Source organism: Nocardioides marmotae, assembly GCF_013177455.1.
Lineage (GTDB): Bacteria > Actinomycetota > Actinomycetes > Propionibacteriales > Nocardioidaceae > Nocardioides > Nocardioides marmotae.
The window spans coordinates 1,001,590-1,015,998 of record NZ_CP053660.1; the positions used below are offsets into that span (position 1 = coordinate 1,001,590).

A 14,409-nucleotide genomic window follows, 5' to 3' on the forward strand; every position below is an offset into this window, starting at 1 on the left:
ATGGACCCTGACAAGGACTCCGAGAAGCGCACGACGACCGCCACCGGGGTGGCCGTCGAGCTGTCCGGGCTGCGCCGTTCCTACGGCGACGTGCACGCCCTCGACGGTCTCGACCTCAGCCTCGCGCCGGGGGAGATGGTCGTCCTGCTCGGTCCGTCGGGCTGCGGCAAGACCACCGCGCTGCGGATCCTCGCGGGGCTCGAGCGCCCCGACGCCGGCTCGGTCTCGGTCGGTGGCCGCGACGTCACCGGCGTCCCGCCGAACAAGCGCGACATGGGCATGGTCTTCCAGGCCTACAGCCTCTTCCCGCACCTCACGGTGCTCGACAACGTCGCCTTCGGGCTGAAGCTGCGGGGCCGCTCGCGCGCCGAGCGGCGCCGCCGCGCCGGGGACGTGCTCGACCTCGTCGGGCTCGGGCAGCACGCCGACCGCTACGCCCACCAGCTCTCCGGCGGTCAGCAGCAGCGCGTCGCGCTGGCCCGGGCGCTCGCCATCGAGCCGGCGGTGCTGCTGCTCGACGAGCCGCTCTCCGCGCTCGACGCCAAGGTCCGCGTCCAGCTGCGCGACGAGATCCGCCGCGTCCAGCTCGACGTCGGCACCACCACGCTGTTCGTGACCCACGACCAGGAGGAGGCGCTCGCCGTCGCCGACCGGGTCGGGGTGATGAACGCCGGCCGCCTCGAGCAGATCGCGCCGCCGGCCGAGCTGTACGACGCCCCCGCCACGCCCTTCGTCGGCTCGTTCGTCGGGCTGAGCAACCGGCTGCCGGCCAAGGTCGTCGACGGCCGGGCACGGGTGCTCGACGCGACCGTCGACGTGCTGCCCGGCTCGGCTGCCGGCGGCTCCGGGGTCGCGCTGGTCCGCCCCGAGGCGGTGCGGCTCGAGGCCGACGCCGCGGGGGAGGGCACGGTGGCCGCGATCGCGTTCCTCGGCCCGGTCTCCCGGGCGTCGGTGAGGCTCGGCGACGGCACGCTGCTCATCGCGCAGCTGCCGAGCTCGCGGGCCGCCGCCCTCCAGGTCGGGGACCGGGTCCGCATCGGTGTGGAGCCGGTGCCGGTCCTCGTGGTCGCGGACTGACCTCCCCCTCCACCCACCCCCCACCCCCTCCACCCCCACCCCCCCACCCGCCGAGTCGGCACTTCGTGCGGGGCGAGTCGGCACTTTTGTCCCCCAGCCCCCAGGAAGTGCCGAGTCGCCGTTCCAGAAGTGAGCACTCGGCGCGCCGGAAGTGAGCACTCGGCGCACCAGAAGTGCCGACTCGGCGGGGACGGGAGGGGAGGGAGACATGTCGCGGCGTCCGGTGCCCCGCCCCCGCCGGTCGCCCTAGGCTTGGGCCATGGAGAGCAGCCCCGAGCACGGACCCGCGGACCCCTCCCTCCTGCGCGTCTCCGACGCCGACCGGCACCGGACGGCGGAGGTGCTCCGTGAGGCGGCTGCCGAGGGGCGGCTCGACCTCGACGAGCTCGACGAGCGGCTGGAGGCGACGTACGCCGCGAAGGTCTACCGCGACCTGGTGCCGATCGTGAGCGACCTGCCCGCGGTCCCCGGCGCGGCCCCGGGGTGGCCGACCGCCCCCGCGCCGCGGCCGGCCGGCGGCATACCGCAGGTCGCCACGCGCCACGACCTCTCCGTGGCGATCCTGGGCGGGTGCGACCGCAAGGGTGCGTGGGAGGTCGGCCCCACGCACCAGGCGTACGCGCTGATGGGCGGGGTGCAGATCGACCTGCGGGAGGCGGTCTTCACCAGCCGGGAGACCGTGATCACCTGTGGTGCGTTCTGGGCGGGGATCGACATCGTCGTCAACGAGCGCACCCAGGTCGTGATGGAGGGGATCGGCATCATGGGTGCCTTCGAGCAGGGCCGCGACAAGGTCGAGGCGCGCCTCGACGCCGACTCGCCGATCGTGCGGGTGAAGGGCATCGCCGTGATGGCCGGCGTCACGGTGGTCCGCAAGGGCCCGCCCAAGGCGCGCCGCAAGCTGAGGGGCGGGGGCCGGCCCGAGCTGCCCTGACCTGGGCCGCCTCCCTAGTGCGCCGCGGCGCCCTGGGCGACCTGCTCGGCGGCCGCGGTGCCCTCGGGGTCCTCCTTGGCCGGCACGCGGCCGGCGCGGTCGAGGTCGATGGTGAGGTTGTCGCCGGTCTCGGGGTCGAAGAGGTGCATGTGCCGCACGTCGACCCAGATCTCGGCGTCGTCGCCCTCGGCGATCCGGCTGGAGCCGTCAAGGGAGACCACGAGCTGGCTGCGCATGGTGTCGCCGTCGAGGTCGCGCTCGAGCTGGGTGAGCTGGTCGCGGACCGCGCCCTCGGCCTCGAAGGGGATGTAGGCGTACGCCTCGTTGCCCAGCCACTCCACGACGTCGACCTTGGTGGTGAAGGTGGAGCCCTGGCCGCGCCGGGAGTCCTCGACGACCGCGGCGTCCTCGAAGTGCTCGGGTCGGATGCCGGCGATGAGCAGCTTGCCCTCGGGCACCCGGTCGACCTTGTCCTGCGGCAGCTCGACGTCGCCGAAGGGCAGCGCGGCGGAGGTGCCGGTGACGGTGACCGGCAGGAAGTTCATGGGCGGGGAGCCGATGAAGCCGGCCACGAACAGGTTCGCGGGGTTGGTGTAGAGCTCGCGGGGCGACGCGAGCTGCTGGAGGACTCCGCGCTTGAGCACCGCCACCCGGTCACCGAGCGTCATGGCCTCGGTCTGGTCGTGGGTGACGTACACGGTGGTGATCCCGAGCCGCTTCTGCAGCCGGGCGATCTCGGTGCGCATCTGCCCGCGCAGCTTGGCGTCGAGGTTGGACAGCGGCTCGTCGAAGAGGAACGCGTCGGCATCGCGGACGATCGCGCGGCCCATCGCCACGCGCTGGCGCTGGCCACCGGAGAGGTTGCCGGGCTTGCGCTCGAGGTGCTCGTCGAGCTCGAGGGTCTTGGAGGCCTCGCGCACCTTGCGGTCGACCTCGTCGTTGGGGGCGCCGGCCAGCCGCAGCGGGAAGGCGATGTTCTCGTAGACGGTCAGGTGGGGGTAGAGCGCGTAGTTCTGGAAGACCATCGCCAGGTTGCGCTCGCGCGGGGCGAGGTCGTTGACGCGCCGGTCCCCGATGATCATGTCGCCGCTGGTGATGTCCTCGAGACCGACGATCATCCGCAGCAGGGTCGACTTCCCGCAGCCCGAGGGGCCGACGAGGATCATGAACTCGCCGTCCTGCACGTCGATCGAGACGTCGTTGACGGCGGGGAAGCCGTCGCCGTACTTCTTGACGATGTTCTTCATGGTGATGGCAGCCATGCGGGTCAACCCTTCACTGCGCCGCTGGTGAGGCCGGCGACGATCTTGCGCTGGAACAGCAGGACGATGATGACGATCGGGATGGTGGCGACGACGGCGCCGGCGGCCAGCAGCGAGGCGGGCCGGCTGAACGGGTCGGGGCCGACGAAGAACGACAGCGCCGCCGGGATCGGGCGCGCCGCCTCGGTCGAGGTCAGCGAGATCCCGAAGACGAAGTCGTTCCAGGCGAAGAAGAAGGTCAGGATCGCGGCGGTGAACACGCCCGGCGCGGCCAGCGGCACGATCACCTTGCGGAACGCCTGCCAGGACGTGGCGCCGTCGACCTGCGCGGCCTGCTCCATCTCCCAGGGGATCTCGCGGAAGAACGCCGAGAGCGTCCAGATCGCGAGCGGGAGGGTGAAGGACATGTACGGGATGATCAGCCCGAGCCAGGTGTCGTAGATCCCGATCGTGCGCCACATGTCGAACAGCGGGCCGACCAGGGCGACCACGGGGAACATCGCGATCACCAGCGCGGTGGTGAGCACGAACTTCTTGCCGCGGAACTCCAGGCGGGCGATCGCGTACGCCGCCAGGGTCGCGATCACGACCGAGAGCAGCGTGGCGATCAGCGAGATGCCGATGGAGTTGAGGATCGCCCGGCGGAACTGCTCGTCCTGGATCACGTCGATGTAGTTCTCCCAGCCGGCCGCGCCGCCCGGCTGCGGCAGGAAGCCCTCGCTGCCGTTGGTGATCGCCCCTTGGGACTTGAACGACAGCGAGATGATCCAGGCCACCGGCAGGAGGCACCAGACCAGGATCAGGGCCAGGCCCAGGGAGAGACCGATCTTCTGCTTCACCGCACTCACCTCTCCTGCCGCGCCGAGGCGAGGTCGACGCGGAAGATCTTGACGATGAGGAAGGCCACCACCAGCACCGAGAGGAACAGCAGCACGGACAGGGCCGAGCCGATGCCGAGCTGGAACTGCTCGATCACCTGGCGGTAGGTCAGGAACGAGATGGACTCCGTGCCGTTGGCGCCGGCGGTCATCACGAAGATGTTGTCGAAGATGCGGTAGGCGTCGAGCGCCCGGAAGAGCACCGCGACCATGATCGCGGCCCGCATGTTCGGCAGGATCACCTTGAACAGCCGCTGGAACCAGGTGGCGCCGTCGACCTTGGCCGCCTCGATCATGTCCTCGGAGACCTGCGCCAGGCCGGCGAGGAGCAGCAGCGACATGAACGGCGTGGTCTTCCAGATCTCCGAGACCATGATCGCCACGATCGAGGAGCCGTACTGCCCGAACCAGTCGAAGTTGGCCCCCACGAACGGCAGCCAGCCGTTGACGAAGCCGTTGGTGTTGGAGAAGGCGAACTGCCAGGCGAAGCCCGAGACGACGGTGATGATGCCGTAGGGGATCAGGATCGAGGTGCGGACCAACCCGCGGGCGAAGATCACCCGGTGCATCACCATCGCGAAGGCGAAGCCGATGACCAGCTCCACCGCGACGGTCACGATCATGATCAGGACCGTGTTGAGCGTGTCGCGCCAGAAGAGGCTGTCGGTCAGGGCGGTCACGTAGTTCTGCAGGCCCACGAAGCTGCGGTCGCCCGGGTCGGTGAGGCTGTAGTCGTACAGCGAGAGGTAGAGCGCCCGCAGCATCGGGAACGCCGTCACCAGCAGCATCAGCACGATGGCCGGTGCGACGAGGCGGCGGCCGAGGCGGTTCTCGGCCCGGGTGCGGTCGGACTCGGCCGGGACCGGGCCACCGACGGGCCGGCTCGCGGTCGCGGTCTGGACGGTCGTGGTGGTCACAGCAGGGCCTTCCCGTCGAGGACGGCGCGGAGGAACTCCGCCGACTCCCGCGGGGTGGAGTCGGGGTCGACCCGCGTCGGGGAGTGCCAGACCGACTGCACGGCGCTGGAGATCTGGCTGTAGTAGGCGCTCTGGGGGCGGGGGCCGCCCTCGTCGATGCTCTCGCGGAACAGGGCGAGCAGGTCCTCGGGGTAGGCCTCGGTGAGCTCGTCGGAGTCGTAGACCGACCCGCGGGTGGGCATCAGCCCGTCGGTGACGGCGAGCTGGGTCTGCGCCTCGGGCGAGGTCACGCAGATCGCGGCCTCCTGGGCGAGCTCGACGTCCTCGGTGAAGGCGCCGACGCCGATGTCGATGCCGCCCACGGGCGGCTTGGACTCCTCGTCCTCCACCGTGCGCGGGTAGCGGGCCCAGCCGAGGTCCTCGAGTGCTTCCTCGTCGGCCGGGCCACCGGGCTGGCCGACCGTGTCGACGTAGTTCTTGTAGGCGAAGGTCCAGTTGACCATGAACTCCCCGGGGCTGTCGTCGGCGTACATGGCGCCGAGGCTGCTGCCCTCGTTGGACGTGGAGAGGCCCGGCTGGGTGGCGCCGGAGTCGACCAGCTGCTTGATCACGCCCGCGGCGGCCTCACCGGCGGGGGAGTCCAAGGTGACCTCGGCGTCCCGCCCGTCCTCGGTTTTCTCGACGATCGCGCCGCCCGCGCCCTGGATCAGGGAGTTGATCCAGACGACGTACGCCTCGTAGCGGTCGGCCTGCACGCCGACGGTGGCGTCCTGGGAGGCCGCGGCGTCGATGACCTGCGCCCAGGTGACCGGCTTGCTCATGTCGAGGCCGGCCGCCTCGGCGAGGGACTTGCGGTACCAGAGCACCTGGGTGTTGGCCCACTGCGGCGCGGCGACCACCTCGCCCTCCCACTCCACCGTGGTGGCGGGGCCCGCGAGCACGTCGTCGTCGACGACCTCCTCGGCGAGCTTGCCCTCGAACGGTGCCAGCCAGCCGGCGTTGGCGAACTCCGGCACGAAGACCGGGTCGAGGCTCATCAGGTTGGTCGAGGAGTCCTCGGCCGCCAGCCGGCGGGCCAGCTGGGTGCGCTGGTCGGTCGCGCTCGTGGGGAGCAGCTGGATCTCGATGTCGTACTCGTCGGTGCTGCACTGCTCCGCGATGGCCGCGAGGGTCTCCTGGCCGTCGGGGTTGATGTACCAGTTGAAGGTCGGCTTGCCGCCGTCGTCGCCCGAGCAGGCGGTGAGGATCGCGGCCGCGCACGCGGCGGCCGCAAGACCCCCGGTCAGTCGTCGCCGGCGCGGGGCGGCGGGTGGAGAACCTCGGCGCATGTGGTGCCCTCACTCCCTGTGTGATGGACGCCACGTACCCCGTTCCGGTCTGCGCCATTACCTCCGGTCGGGACGCTTGCGGGGTGCCCGCGCGATGCCGGCCGGGGCATCGCCCACGAGGCCGCTCGCTCGACTAGTGTGTCGGGCGTCACCCCACTACGGATCGTCCGGCACGTACCTGCCGGTGGAGGAGATCGAAGAACATGGCAACAGTGACGTTCGAAGGCGCTCAGCGCTGGTATCCCGGCGCGGACAAGCCCGCCGTCCCGGGCATCGACCTGGAGATCATGGACGGCGAGTTCATGGTGCTCGTCGGCCCCTCCGGCTGCGGCAAGTCCACCACCCTGCGCATGCTGGCGGGGCTGGAGGAGGTCAACGCCGGCAAGATCTACATCGGGGACCGGGAGATCACCAACGTCCCCCCGAAGGACCGGGACATCGCGATGGTGTTCCAGAACTACGCGCTCTACCCGCACATGTCGGTCGCCGACAACATGGGCTTCGCGCTGAAGATGGCCAAGGTGCCCAGCGAGGAGCGTCGCAAGCGGGTCGAGGAGGCCGCCCGGATCCTCGGGCTCACCGAGTACCTCGACCGCAAGCCCAAGGCGCTCTCCGGCGGTCAGCGCCAGCGCGTCGCGATGGGCCGTGCGATCGTGCGCAGCCCCCAGGTCTTCTGCATGGACGAGCCGCTGTCGAACCTGGACGCCAAGATGCGCGTGCAGACCCGCACCGACATCGCCAAGCTCCAGTCCGACCTCGGCGTCACCACCGTCTACGTCACCCACGACCAGGTCGAGGCGATGACGATGGGCGACCGGGTCGCGGTGATGAAGGAGGGGATCCTCCAGCAGGTCGACAGCCCGCTGCGTCTCTACGACAAGCCGGTCAACCTCTTCGTCGCCGGCTTCATCGGCTCCCCCCAGATGAACCTCATGGAGGCCACCGCCGCCGAGGGCAACGCGCAGATCGGCGAGTACCTCGTGCCGGTCGACCCGACCGCCGCCAAGATCATGCAGGGCCGGATCACCGTGGGGGTCCGCCCCGAGGCCTGGCGCATCGTCTCGGCTGCGGAGGGTGGCCTGCCCGTCGACGTCACCGTGGTCGAGGAGCTCGGCTCGGATGCGTTCGTCTACGGCACCAGCGGCGTCGAGGGCACCCCGCACAACATCATCGTGCGGGTCTCCGGGCGCGACAAGGTGCGCAAGGGCGACACGATCCACGTGACGACCGACCCCGAGAACGTGCACGTCTTCGACACCGACACCGGTGAGCGGCTCTCGGACTGACCTGAGAGCGGAGAACGAAGCGGGGCGGCGACCGGAGTGGTCGCCGCCCTGCTGCGTTCAGCTGCGGGGTCGGCCAGCACGGTCCGCCGTACGCCGGATGGCGTCGACGAACGTGTCGTGCAGCGCCGGGGGCAGGTCGTGGCCCATGCCGTCGACGAGCAGCAGCTCGGCGCCCGGGACGGCGCGGGCGGTGGCGCGGCCGCCCGAGACGTGGACCATCCGGTCGGCCAGGCCGTGGATGACGGTGGTGGGGACCCGCACGCTGCGCAGTCGGGCGCTGCGGTCGGGCTGGGTGAGGATCGCGAGCATCTGGCGCATCGTCCCGGCCGCGCTGATGCCGCGGTCCCAGGTGTCCTCCGCGCGCTTGCGGGTCGCCTCCTCGGGCTCGGGGTAGCCCGGGGAGCCGATCAGCCGCCACATCTGCCGGCTGGCCTTGACGTACGCCTCGCGTGAGCCGCGCTTGTTGCCGATGAGCGCGGGGAGCAGGTTGGGGTGCTGCCAGCCGACGGTGCGCTTGCCGGTCGTGGACATGATGCTGGTCATCGACAGCACGCGGCGCGGCTCGGTGATGGCCATCGTCTGCACGATCATGCCGCCCATGGAGACCCCGGCGACGTGGGCGGCGTCGATGCCCAGGTGGTCGAGGAGGCCGAAGGCGTCGGCGGCGAGGTCGGCCATCGTGTACGGGGCGCGGACCCGGCGTCCGGTGAACGCGCGGGCCAGGGAGACCCGGGTGACCCGGCCCTCGATCCGCGAGGAACGGCCGGTGTCGCGGTTGTCGTACCGGATGACGTAGAAGCCGGCGGCCGCGAGCATCCGGCACAGCTCGGCGTCCCACCAGATCATCGGCCCGCCCAGCCCCATCACGAGCAGCAGCGGCTCGTCGTCGGGGTCACCGAACGTCTGGTAGCACAGCTCGACGTCCGGGCGGACCGGGGCGAACAGCTCGGCGGACACGGCCACGGAGCCCGGCTCGGACGATCTGGCAGACATGCCTGTCAGTGAAGCAGACAGGGTCAGGGCACGGATCGTCCGATTGCCGGTGGCGTGGGTCACTTTGTGGGTAACGTCTCAGTGTGAGCAAGTCGACCATGGGAGCGTTCCTCCTCCCCGAGGGCTTCGCGCCCCCGCCGCTCGTGGCCCTCGTCCGAGAAGGAAGCGTCCTGGGGGAGGCCGGGCGGTACGCGCTGCGCAGCCGGACCGAGCGCCGCACCCGCCGCGCCACGCCGTACGTCGGCCGGGTCCCGGTCCGCGTGGCCGACCCGGTCCTGCTGGTCCCCGGGTTCCTCGCCGGCGACACCTCGCTCTCGTTCATGGGGCGGGCGCTGCGGGCCCAGGGCTTCCGCACCTACCGCTCGGCCATCCGCGCCAACATCGGCTGCACCCTCGACGCAGCCGGCCAGCTCGAGGCGCGCCTGGAGTCGATCGCGGCCCGCCGCGGCAGCCGGGTGCAGATCGTCGGGCACAGCCTGGGGGGCATGCTCGCGCGCGGCGTCGCCGTACGTCGCCCCGACCTCGTCTCGGGCATCATCACCATGGGCAGCCCGATGATGGCGCCCGGCGCCCACCACGGCGTGCTCACCCGCAGCGTCGACGTGCTGGTCCGGCTCAACCGGGCGGGCCTGGCCGGCCTGATGTCGGAGGACTGCGTAGCCGGCGCCTGCGCCCGCCAGTCCTTCGAGGAGAGCCGCCTGCCGCTGGCCGAGGACGTCGGGTTCACCGCGATCTACTCCAAGCGCGACGGCATCGTCGACTGGCGCGCCTGCGTCGACCCCGTCGCCGAGGCGGTCGAGGTGACCGCCTCGCACGTCGGCATGGCCGTCGACCCGCGGGTCATCGACCACGTGCTCGGCGCGCTGCGCCGCCGCAGCGGCGACTCAGTGGTCGAAGTCGATCGCGGAGTAAGCGCGTAGCTTCTCGAGCCGGTGCTCGCTGGTGATCGAGCGGATCGTGCCGCTGCGCGAGCGCATGACCAGCGAGTGCGTCGTCGCGCCGCCGGAGCGGTAGCGCACCCCGCGCATCAGCTCACCGTCGGTGATGCCGGTGGCGACGAAGAAGCAGTCGTCGCCGGTGACCAGCTCGTCTGTGGTGAGCACCGCGTCGAGGTCGAGGCCGGCGTCGAGGGCGCGCTGGCGCTCGGCGTCGTCGGTCGGCCAGAGCTTGCCCTGGATGGTGCCGCCCAGGCACTTCATCGCGCAGGCGGTGATGATGCCCTCGGGGGTCCCGCCGACGCCGAGCAGCAGGTCGATGCCGGTGTCGGGGCGGGCGGCCATGATCGCGCCGGCCACGTCGCCGTCGCTGATGAACTTGATGCGCGCACCGGTCGCCCGGATCTGCTCGACCAGGTCCGCGTGGCGCGGACGGTCCAGGACCACGACCGTGACGTCGCTGGGGCTGCTGCCCTTGGCCTTGGCGACGGCGTGGATGTTCTCGGCGACCGACTGGCGGATGTCGACGACGCCGGCCGCCTCCGGGCCGGCGACCAGCTTGTCCATGTAGAAGACCGCGGAGGGGTCGTACATCGTGCCGCGCGGCGCGACCGCGAGCACCGAGACCGCGTTCGTCATGCCCTTGGCGGTCAGCGTGGTGCCGTCGATCGGGTCCACGGCCACGTCGCACTCGGGGCCGGTGCCGTCGCCGACCTCCTCGCCGTTGTAGAGCATCGGGGCGTTGTCCTTCTCGCCCTCGCCGATCACCACGGTGCCGCGCATGCCGATCGTCGAGATCATCACGCGCATCGCGTTGACCGCGACGCCGTCGGCGCCGTTCTTGTCGCCGCGGCCCACCCAGCGGCCCGCCGCCATCGCGGCGGCCTCCGTCACGCGGACAAGCTCGAGGGCGAGGTTGCGGTCGGGCGACTCGGGTGCGACGTCCAGGCTCATGCCCCGAACCCTAGTGGTCCGCTCCGGACCCCCGGCACACGAGACCGCTGCCCGGGCCGACCCTGCAGCACTGCCACCTCGACCGTGCAGCACTGCCACCTCGACCGTGCAGCACTGCCACCTCGACCCTGCAGGGGTGCCACCTCGACCCTGCAGGGGTGCCACCTCGGCGGGTCAGCGGGGGTAGACGTCGACCTCGGTGGCCTTGACGACGAAGGTGACCGGGGCGCCGGGGGCGAGGTCGAGCTCGGCGGCGGCGTGGGCGGTGACGTCGGCGGCGAGGTCGCCGGCGCGCACGCGGACCTGGTCGCCGTGCGGCTCGAGGTCGGTGACCACGACCTCCAGGGCGGTGCGCGGGCTGCCGCCGGGTGCCTGGCGGAAGACCGAGACCGCTCGGGGGCGGAAGACCGCCACGGCCGCGTCGCCCTCGCGCAGCGCCGGGCCCGAGGGCGTGCCCGCGACCGATCGCCCGCCGGGGTCGCGGACGACGCCGTCCGACCAGCGGCCGGCGACCATGTTCAGCCCGGCCACCCGGGCGGCGAAGGCGCTGCGGGGGCGGGCCAGCACCTCCGCGGTCGGGCCCTGCTCGACGACCCGGCCGCGGTCGAGCACGACCACGCGGTCGGCCAGCAGCAGCGCGTCCAGCACGTCGTGGGTCACCACCACGGTGGTGCGGCCCTCGAGCACCCGCTTCAGCGTCTGCCGCAGGGCCGGGGTCACCGCGACGTCGAGGGCGGCCATCGGCTCGTCGAGCAGCAGCAGCCGCGGCTCCGCGGCCAGCGCCCGGGCGATCGCCACCCGCTGGGCCTGCCCGCCGCTGAGCCGCCCCGGCCGTCGCCCGGCCAGGTCGTCGGCCCCGACCTCGGCGAGCCAGCCGCGGGCGCGGTCGCGGGCCGCCCGGCGGCGTACCCCTGCGGAGCGGGGGCCGAAGGCGACGTTGTCGAGGGCGGTGAGGTGGGGGAAGAGCAGCGGGTCCTGGGCGAGCAGGGCGGTACGCCGCGCGTGCGGCGGCACCACGCGACGCCCGGTCAGCTCCTCGCCGTCGAGGACGACCCGGCCGTCGTCCGGGCGCAGCAGGCCGGCCGCCACGGCGAGCACGGTGGACTTGCCGGTGCCGTTGGGGCCGAGCAGCGCGAGGGTCTCGCCGTCGGCGACCTCGAGGGAGACCTCGAGGTCGCGGGCCGCGACGGTGGCGGAGAGCTCGAGGGTCACAGCGCGCCCCCCGGCCGCCCGCGGTGGGCCAGGCCGATGACCAGGACCGCGACGACGACGAGCACGAGGGAGAGGGCGACCGCCCCGTCGACGTCGGTCTCGCGGAGCAGGTAGATCTGGGTGGGCATGGTCCGGGTGACGCCCTGGAGGCTGCCGGCGAAGGTGATCGTCGCGCCGAACTCGCCGAGCGCCCGGGCGAAGGCCAGCACGGCGCCCGAGGCCAGCCCCGGGAGCACGAGCGGGAGCGTGACCCGCCGGAAGACCGTCGTCGGACGGGCGCCGAGGGTCGCGGCGACCAGCTCGTAGCGCTCCCCGGCCGTCCGGAGCGCCCCCTCCAGGCTGACCACCAGGAACGGCAGCGCGACGAAGGTCTGCGCCATCACCACGGCCGCGGTGGAGAAGGCGACCTGGATGCCGAGCACGTCGAGGGTCTCGCCGAGGAGGCCGCGCCGGCCGAAGGTGTAGAGCAGCGCCAGGCCCCCGACGACGGGCGGCAGCACCAGGGGGAGCAGCACGAGCGAGCGGACCAGCCGCTGCCCGGGGAAGGAGGTGCGGGCCAGGACGACCGCCATCGGGACGCCGAGCAGGATGCACAGCAGCGTGCTCGTGCCCGAGGTCCGCAGGCTCAGCAGCAGGGCCTCCCGCGAGGCGTCGGAGCCGACCAGCTCGCCGAGGTCCGCCCACGGCACGCGGGCGAGGATCGCCACCAGCGGCAGGAGCACGAACGCCGTGCCGACCGCGGCCGGCAGGAGGATCCACCGCGGGACACCGGGCCTCACGGCGCGCCGAAGCCCGCCGCCCCGAGCGCCTCGCGCCCGGCGGGCCCGAGCACGAGGTCGACGAACTCCTGCGCCAGCGCGGGCTCCTCGCTGTCGGCGAGGGCGGCGACGGGGTAGTCGTTGACGACCCGGTCGGCCTCGGGGACGGCGATGCCCTCGACGGCGTCGCCGGCCGCGATCACATCGGTGACGTAGACCAGGCCCGCGTCGGCCTCCCCGGAGACGACCTTGCCGAGCACGTCGGTGACCGACTGCTCCTCGCTGACGGGGGAGAGGCGTACGCCGGCGACCTCGGCCAGGCGCGCGGCCGCGGCGCCGCAGGGCACCTCGGGCGCGCAGACGACGAGGTCGGCGTCCGAGCCGGCGTCGAGGTCGGCGAGGCCGCGGACCCCGGCGGGGTTGCCCGCGGGCACGGCGACCTGGAGGACGTTGGTGGCGAAGAGATGCGGGTCCCCGTCCGTCAGGCCCTCGGCGACGAGCCGGTCCATGGTCGCGACGTCCGCGGTGGCGATCACGTCGGCCGGAGCGCCCTCCTGCACCTGGGCGACGAGGTCGGAGGAGCCGCCGAAGGACAGCTGCACGTCGACGCCCTCGTGGGTGCGCTCGAACTCCGCCGCCAGGTCCTCGAAGGTGCTCGACAGCGACGCCGCCGCGAGCACGCGCAGCCGGGGCCCGGCGTCGTCGTCCGCCGAGCAGCCGGGGGTCGCGAGGGCCACGACCAGCAGCAGGGCCGCCCCGAGCGCGCGCCTCACGGTCGCTCCACCACGACGGTGGTGGACTTGACCGAGGCGATCGCGCGCACGCCGGGCTCGAGCCCCAGCTCGTCGGCGGCCTCCGTGCTCATCAGCGAGACCAGCCGGTAGGGCCCGCACACCATCTCCACCTGAGACATCACCCGGTCACGCAGGACGCGGGTGACGATCCCGGGCAGCCGGTTGCGCGCGCTCACCGACGCCGCGCGGGTCTGCTCGCGGTCGGGGTCGTCGGCGAGGGACTCCGCGAGCGCGGCGAGCGCAGGCCCGGGCACGACCGTGCGCCCGCCCTCCGTGGCCGTGGTCAGGCGCCCGGCCTCGACCCAGCGGCGCAGGGTGTCGTCGCTGACGCCGAGGAGCGCGGCGGCCTCGGAGACGCGGTACGTCGTCATGCCGGCCGATCATGCCGCACCTGCGGCTGATCCCGCCAGGTTAGTGCCGCATCTGCGGTTGTCGACCGCGGTCGGCAACCGCGGGTTCGGGGCGCTCGCGCCCGGCTGAGAGGATGGGGCCGTGAGTGAGACGGGCACGCCGGGCCGTTACCAGCGCACGACCAACGGCCTCATCGGGTCGATCATCGTGGTGGTGCTCTTCGTCATCGGGATCGTGATCTTCCGATCGATCTTCCGCTCCGAGCTCGAGGTCGAGCCGGAGCCGGTCGACTACCTCGACGCCGTCGCGGCCGCGCAGTCCGCCGGCCGGGAGCCGGCCTACCCGCCGGCGCTGCCGGCCGGGTGGGTCGCGACCAACGTGGAGGTGTCGCCGGCCGGTCAGCGCCCGCAGTTCTTCCTCGCCGTGCTGACCGACGAGGGCCGGTTCATCGGGCTGCGGCAGGAGGAGGACAGCCTCGACGACCTCCTCGAGGAGCACGTCGACGAGCGCACCGACGAGGAGGCCCCGGCGGAGGTCGACTCCGGCGGCGCCCGCACCTGGGAGGGCTTCAGCGACGACGGCGGCGACCGTGCGTACGCCACCGAGCTGGGCGAGGAGACGGTCCTGGTCTACGGCTCCGCGCCGGAGGAGGACATGGAGGTCTTCCTCGGCCTGCTCAGCACCGACCCGGTCGCCAGCCGCTGACCTGACCTGCCGATCGGCCCGGCCG

The 14,409-nt window shown here is 72.5% G+C and carries 15 protein-coding genes; 5 read left to right on the forward strand and 10 right to left on the reverse strand.

Annotated elements, in window-relative coordinates:
* The gene (locus HPC71_RS04775) at positions 1–1,077 is read left to right on the forward strand and encodes an ABC transporter ATP-binding protein (RefSeq protein ID WP_154613915.1); all 1,077 of its coding nucleotides are present in this window, start codon (positions 1–3) and stop codon (positions 1,075–1,077) included.
* Between the two features lie 259 nt (positions 1,078–1,336).
* Positions 1,337–2,011, forward strand: a complete 675-nt coding sequence (locus tag HPC71_RS04780; RefSeq protein WP_154613916.1) for a DUF1707 SHOCT-like domain-containing protein — start codon at positions 1,337–1,339, stop codon at positions 2,009–2,011.
* A 14-nt stretch (positions 2,012–2,025) separates the two neighbouring features.
* On the opposite strand, the gene HPC71_RS04785 is transcribed toward HPC71_RS04780, so the two are convergent.
* The 4 genes from HPC71_RS04785 to HPC71_RS04800 are packed head-to-tail and all read right to left on the reverse strand — an operon-like array spanning position 2,026 to position 6,396.
* The gene (locus tag HPC71_RS04785; RefSeq protein WP_154613917.1) at positions 2,026–3,273 is read right to left on the reverse strand and encodes an ABC transporter ATP-binding protein; all 1,248 of its coding nucleotides are present in this window, start codon (positions 3,271–3,273) and stop codon (positions 2,026–2,028) included.
* A 5-nt stretch (positions 3,274–3,278) separates the two neighbouring features.
* Positions 3,279–4,112, reverse strand: a complete 834-nt coding sequence (locus HPC71_RS04790; protein WP_171896195.1) for a carbohydrate ABC transporter permease — start codon at positions 4,110–4,112, stop codon at positions 3,279–3,281.
* Between the two features lie 5 nt (positions 4,113–4,117).
* Entirely contained in the window at positions 4,118–5,068 is a 951-nt protein-coding gene (locus HPC71_RS04795; protein WP_253943900.1) for a carbohydrate ABC transporter permease, read from the reverse strand.
* Complete coding sequence (locus HPC71_RS04800) at positions 5,065–6,396, reverse strand: extracellular solute-binding protein (protein ID WP_154613918.1); 1,332 nt, start codon at positions 6,394–6,396, stop codon at positions 5,065–5,067. The genes HPC71_RS04795 and HPC71_RS04800 overlap by 4 nt, the downstream gene beginning before the upstream one ends.
* A gap of 203 nt (positions 6,397–6,599) precedes the next feature.
* Between HPC71_RS04800 and HPC71_RS04805 the strand changes: the two genes are divergently transcribed.
* Positions 6,600–7,682 carry an ABC transporter ATP-binding protein gene (locus HPC71_RS04805; protein WP_154613919.1) on the forward strand — a complete coding sequence of 361 codons (1,083 nt, stop codon included), beginning with the start codon at positions 6,600–6,602 and terminating at the stop codon, positions 7,680–7,682.
* A gap of 57 nt (positions 7,683–7,739) precedes the next feature.
* Here the strand turns inward: HPC71_RS04805 and HPC71_RS04810 are convergent, their stop codons facing one another.
* Complete coding sequence (locus tag HPC71_RS04810; protein ID WP_154613920.1) at positions 7,740–8,675, reverse strand: alpha/beta fold hydrolase; 936 nt, start codon at positions 8,673–8,675, stop codon at positions 7,740–7,742.
* An 83-nt stretch (positions 8,676–8,758) separates the two neighbouring features.
* On the opposite strand from HPC71_RS04810, the gene HPC71_RS04815 reads away from it, so the two are divergent.
* Complete coding sequence (locus tag HPC71_RS04815) at positions 8,759–9,595, forward strand: esterase/lipase family protein (RefSeq protein WP_154613921.1); 837 nt, start codon at positions 8,759–8,761, stop codon at positions 9,593–9,595.
* Here the strand turns inward: HPC71_RS04815 and glpX are convergent.
* The 5 genes from glpX to HPC71_RS04840 all read right to left on the reverse strand — a co-directional run bounded on the left by glpX (position 9,560) and on the right by HPC71_RS04840 (position 13,699).
* On the reverse strand, positions 9,560–10,564 hold the full coding sequence (glpX, locus tag HPC71_RS04820; protein WP_154613922.1) for a class II fructose-bisphosphatase: 1,005 nt from the start codon (positions 10,562–10,564) through the stop codon (positions 9,560–9,562). The genes HPC71_RS04815 and glpX overlap by 36 nt on opposite strands.
* 174 nt (positions 10,565–10,738) lie before the next feature.
* Positions 10,739–11,776: a sulfate/molybdate ABC transporter ATP-binding protein gene (locus tag HPC71_RS04825; RefSeq protein WP_171896197.1), complete on the reverse strand. Its 1,038-nt coding sequence runs from the start codon at positions 11,774–11,776 to the stop codon at positions 10,739–10,741.
* On the reverse strand, positions 11,773–12,555 hold the full coding sequence (locus HPC71_RS04830; RefSeq protein WP_171896199.1) for an ABC transporter permease: 783 nt from the start codon (positions 12,553–12,555) through the stop codon (positions 11,773–11,775). The genes HPC71_RS04825 and HPC71_RS04830 overlap by 4 nt, the downstream gene beginning before the upstream one ends.
* Complete coding sequence (gene modA / locus HPC71_RS04835) at positions 12,552–13,307, reverse strand: molybdate ABC transporter substrate-binding protein (protein WP_171896201.1); 756 nt, start codon at positions 13,305–13,307, stop codon at positions 12,552–12,554. The genes HPC71_RS04830 and modA overlap by 4 nt, the downstream gene beginning before the upstream one ends.
* Positions 13,304–13,699, reverse strand: coding sequence for a TOBE domain-containing protein (locus HPC71_RS04840; RefSeq protein ID WP_154613923.1), 396 nt, complete (start codon positions 13,697–13,699; stop codon positions 13,304–13,306). The genes modA and HPC71_RS04840 overlap by 4 nt, the downstream gene beginning before the upstream one ends.
* A gap of 121 nt (positions 13,700–13,820) precedes the next feature.
* On the opposite strand from HPC71_RS04840, the gene HPC71_RS04845 reads away from it, so the two are divergent.
* Positions 13,821–14,384, forward strand: coding sequence for a DUF4245 domain-containing protein (locus HPC71_RS04845; RefSeq protein WP_154613924.1), 564 nt, complete (start codon positions 13,821–13,823; stop codon positions 14,382–14,384).
* The last annotated feature ends 25 nt before the right edge of the window (positions 14,385–14,409 follow it).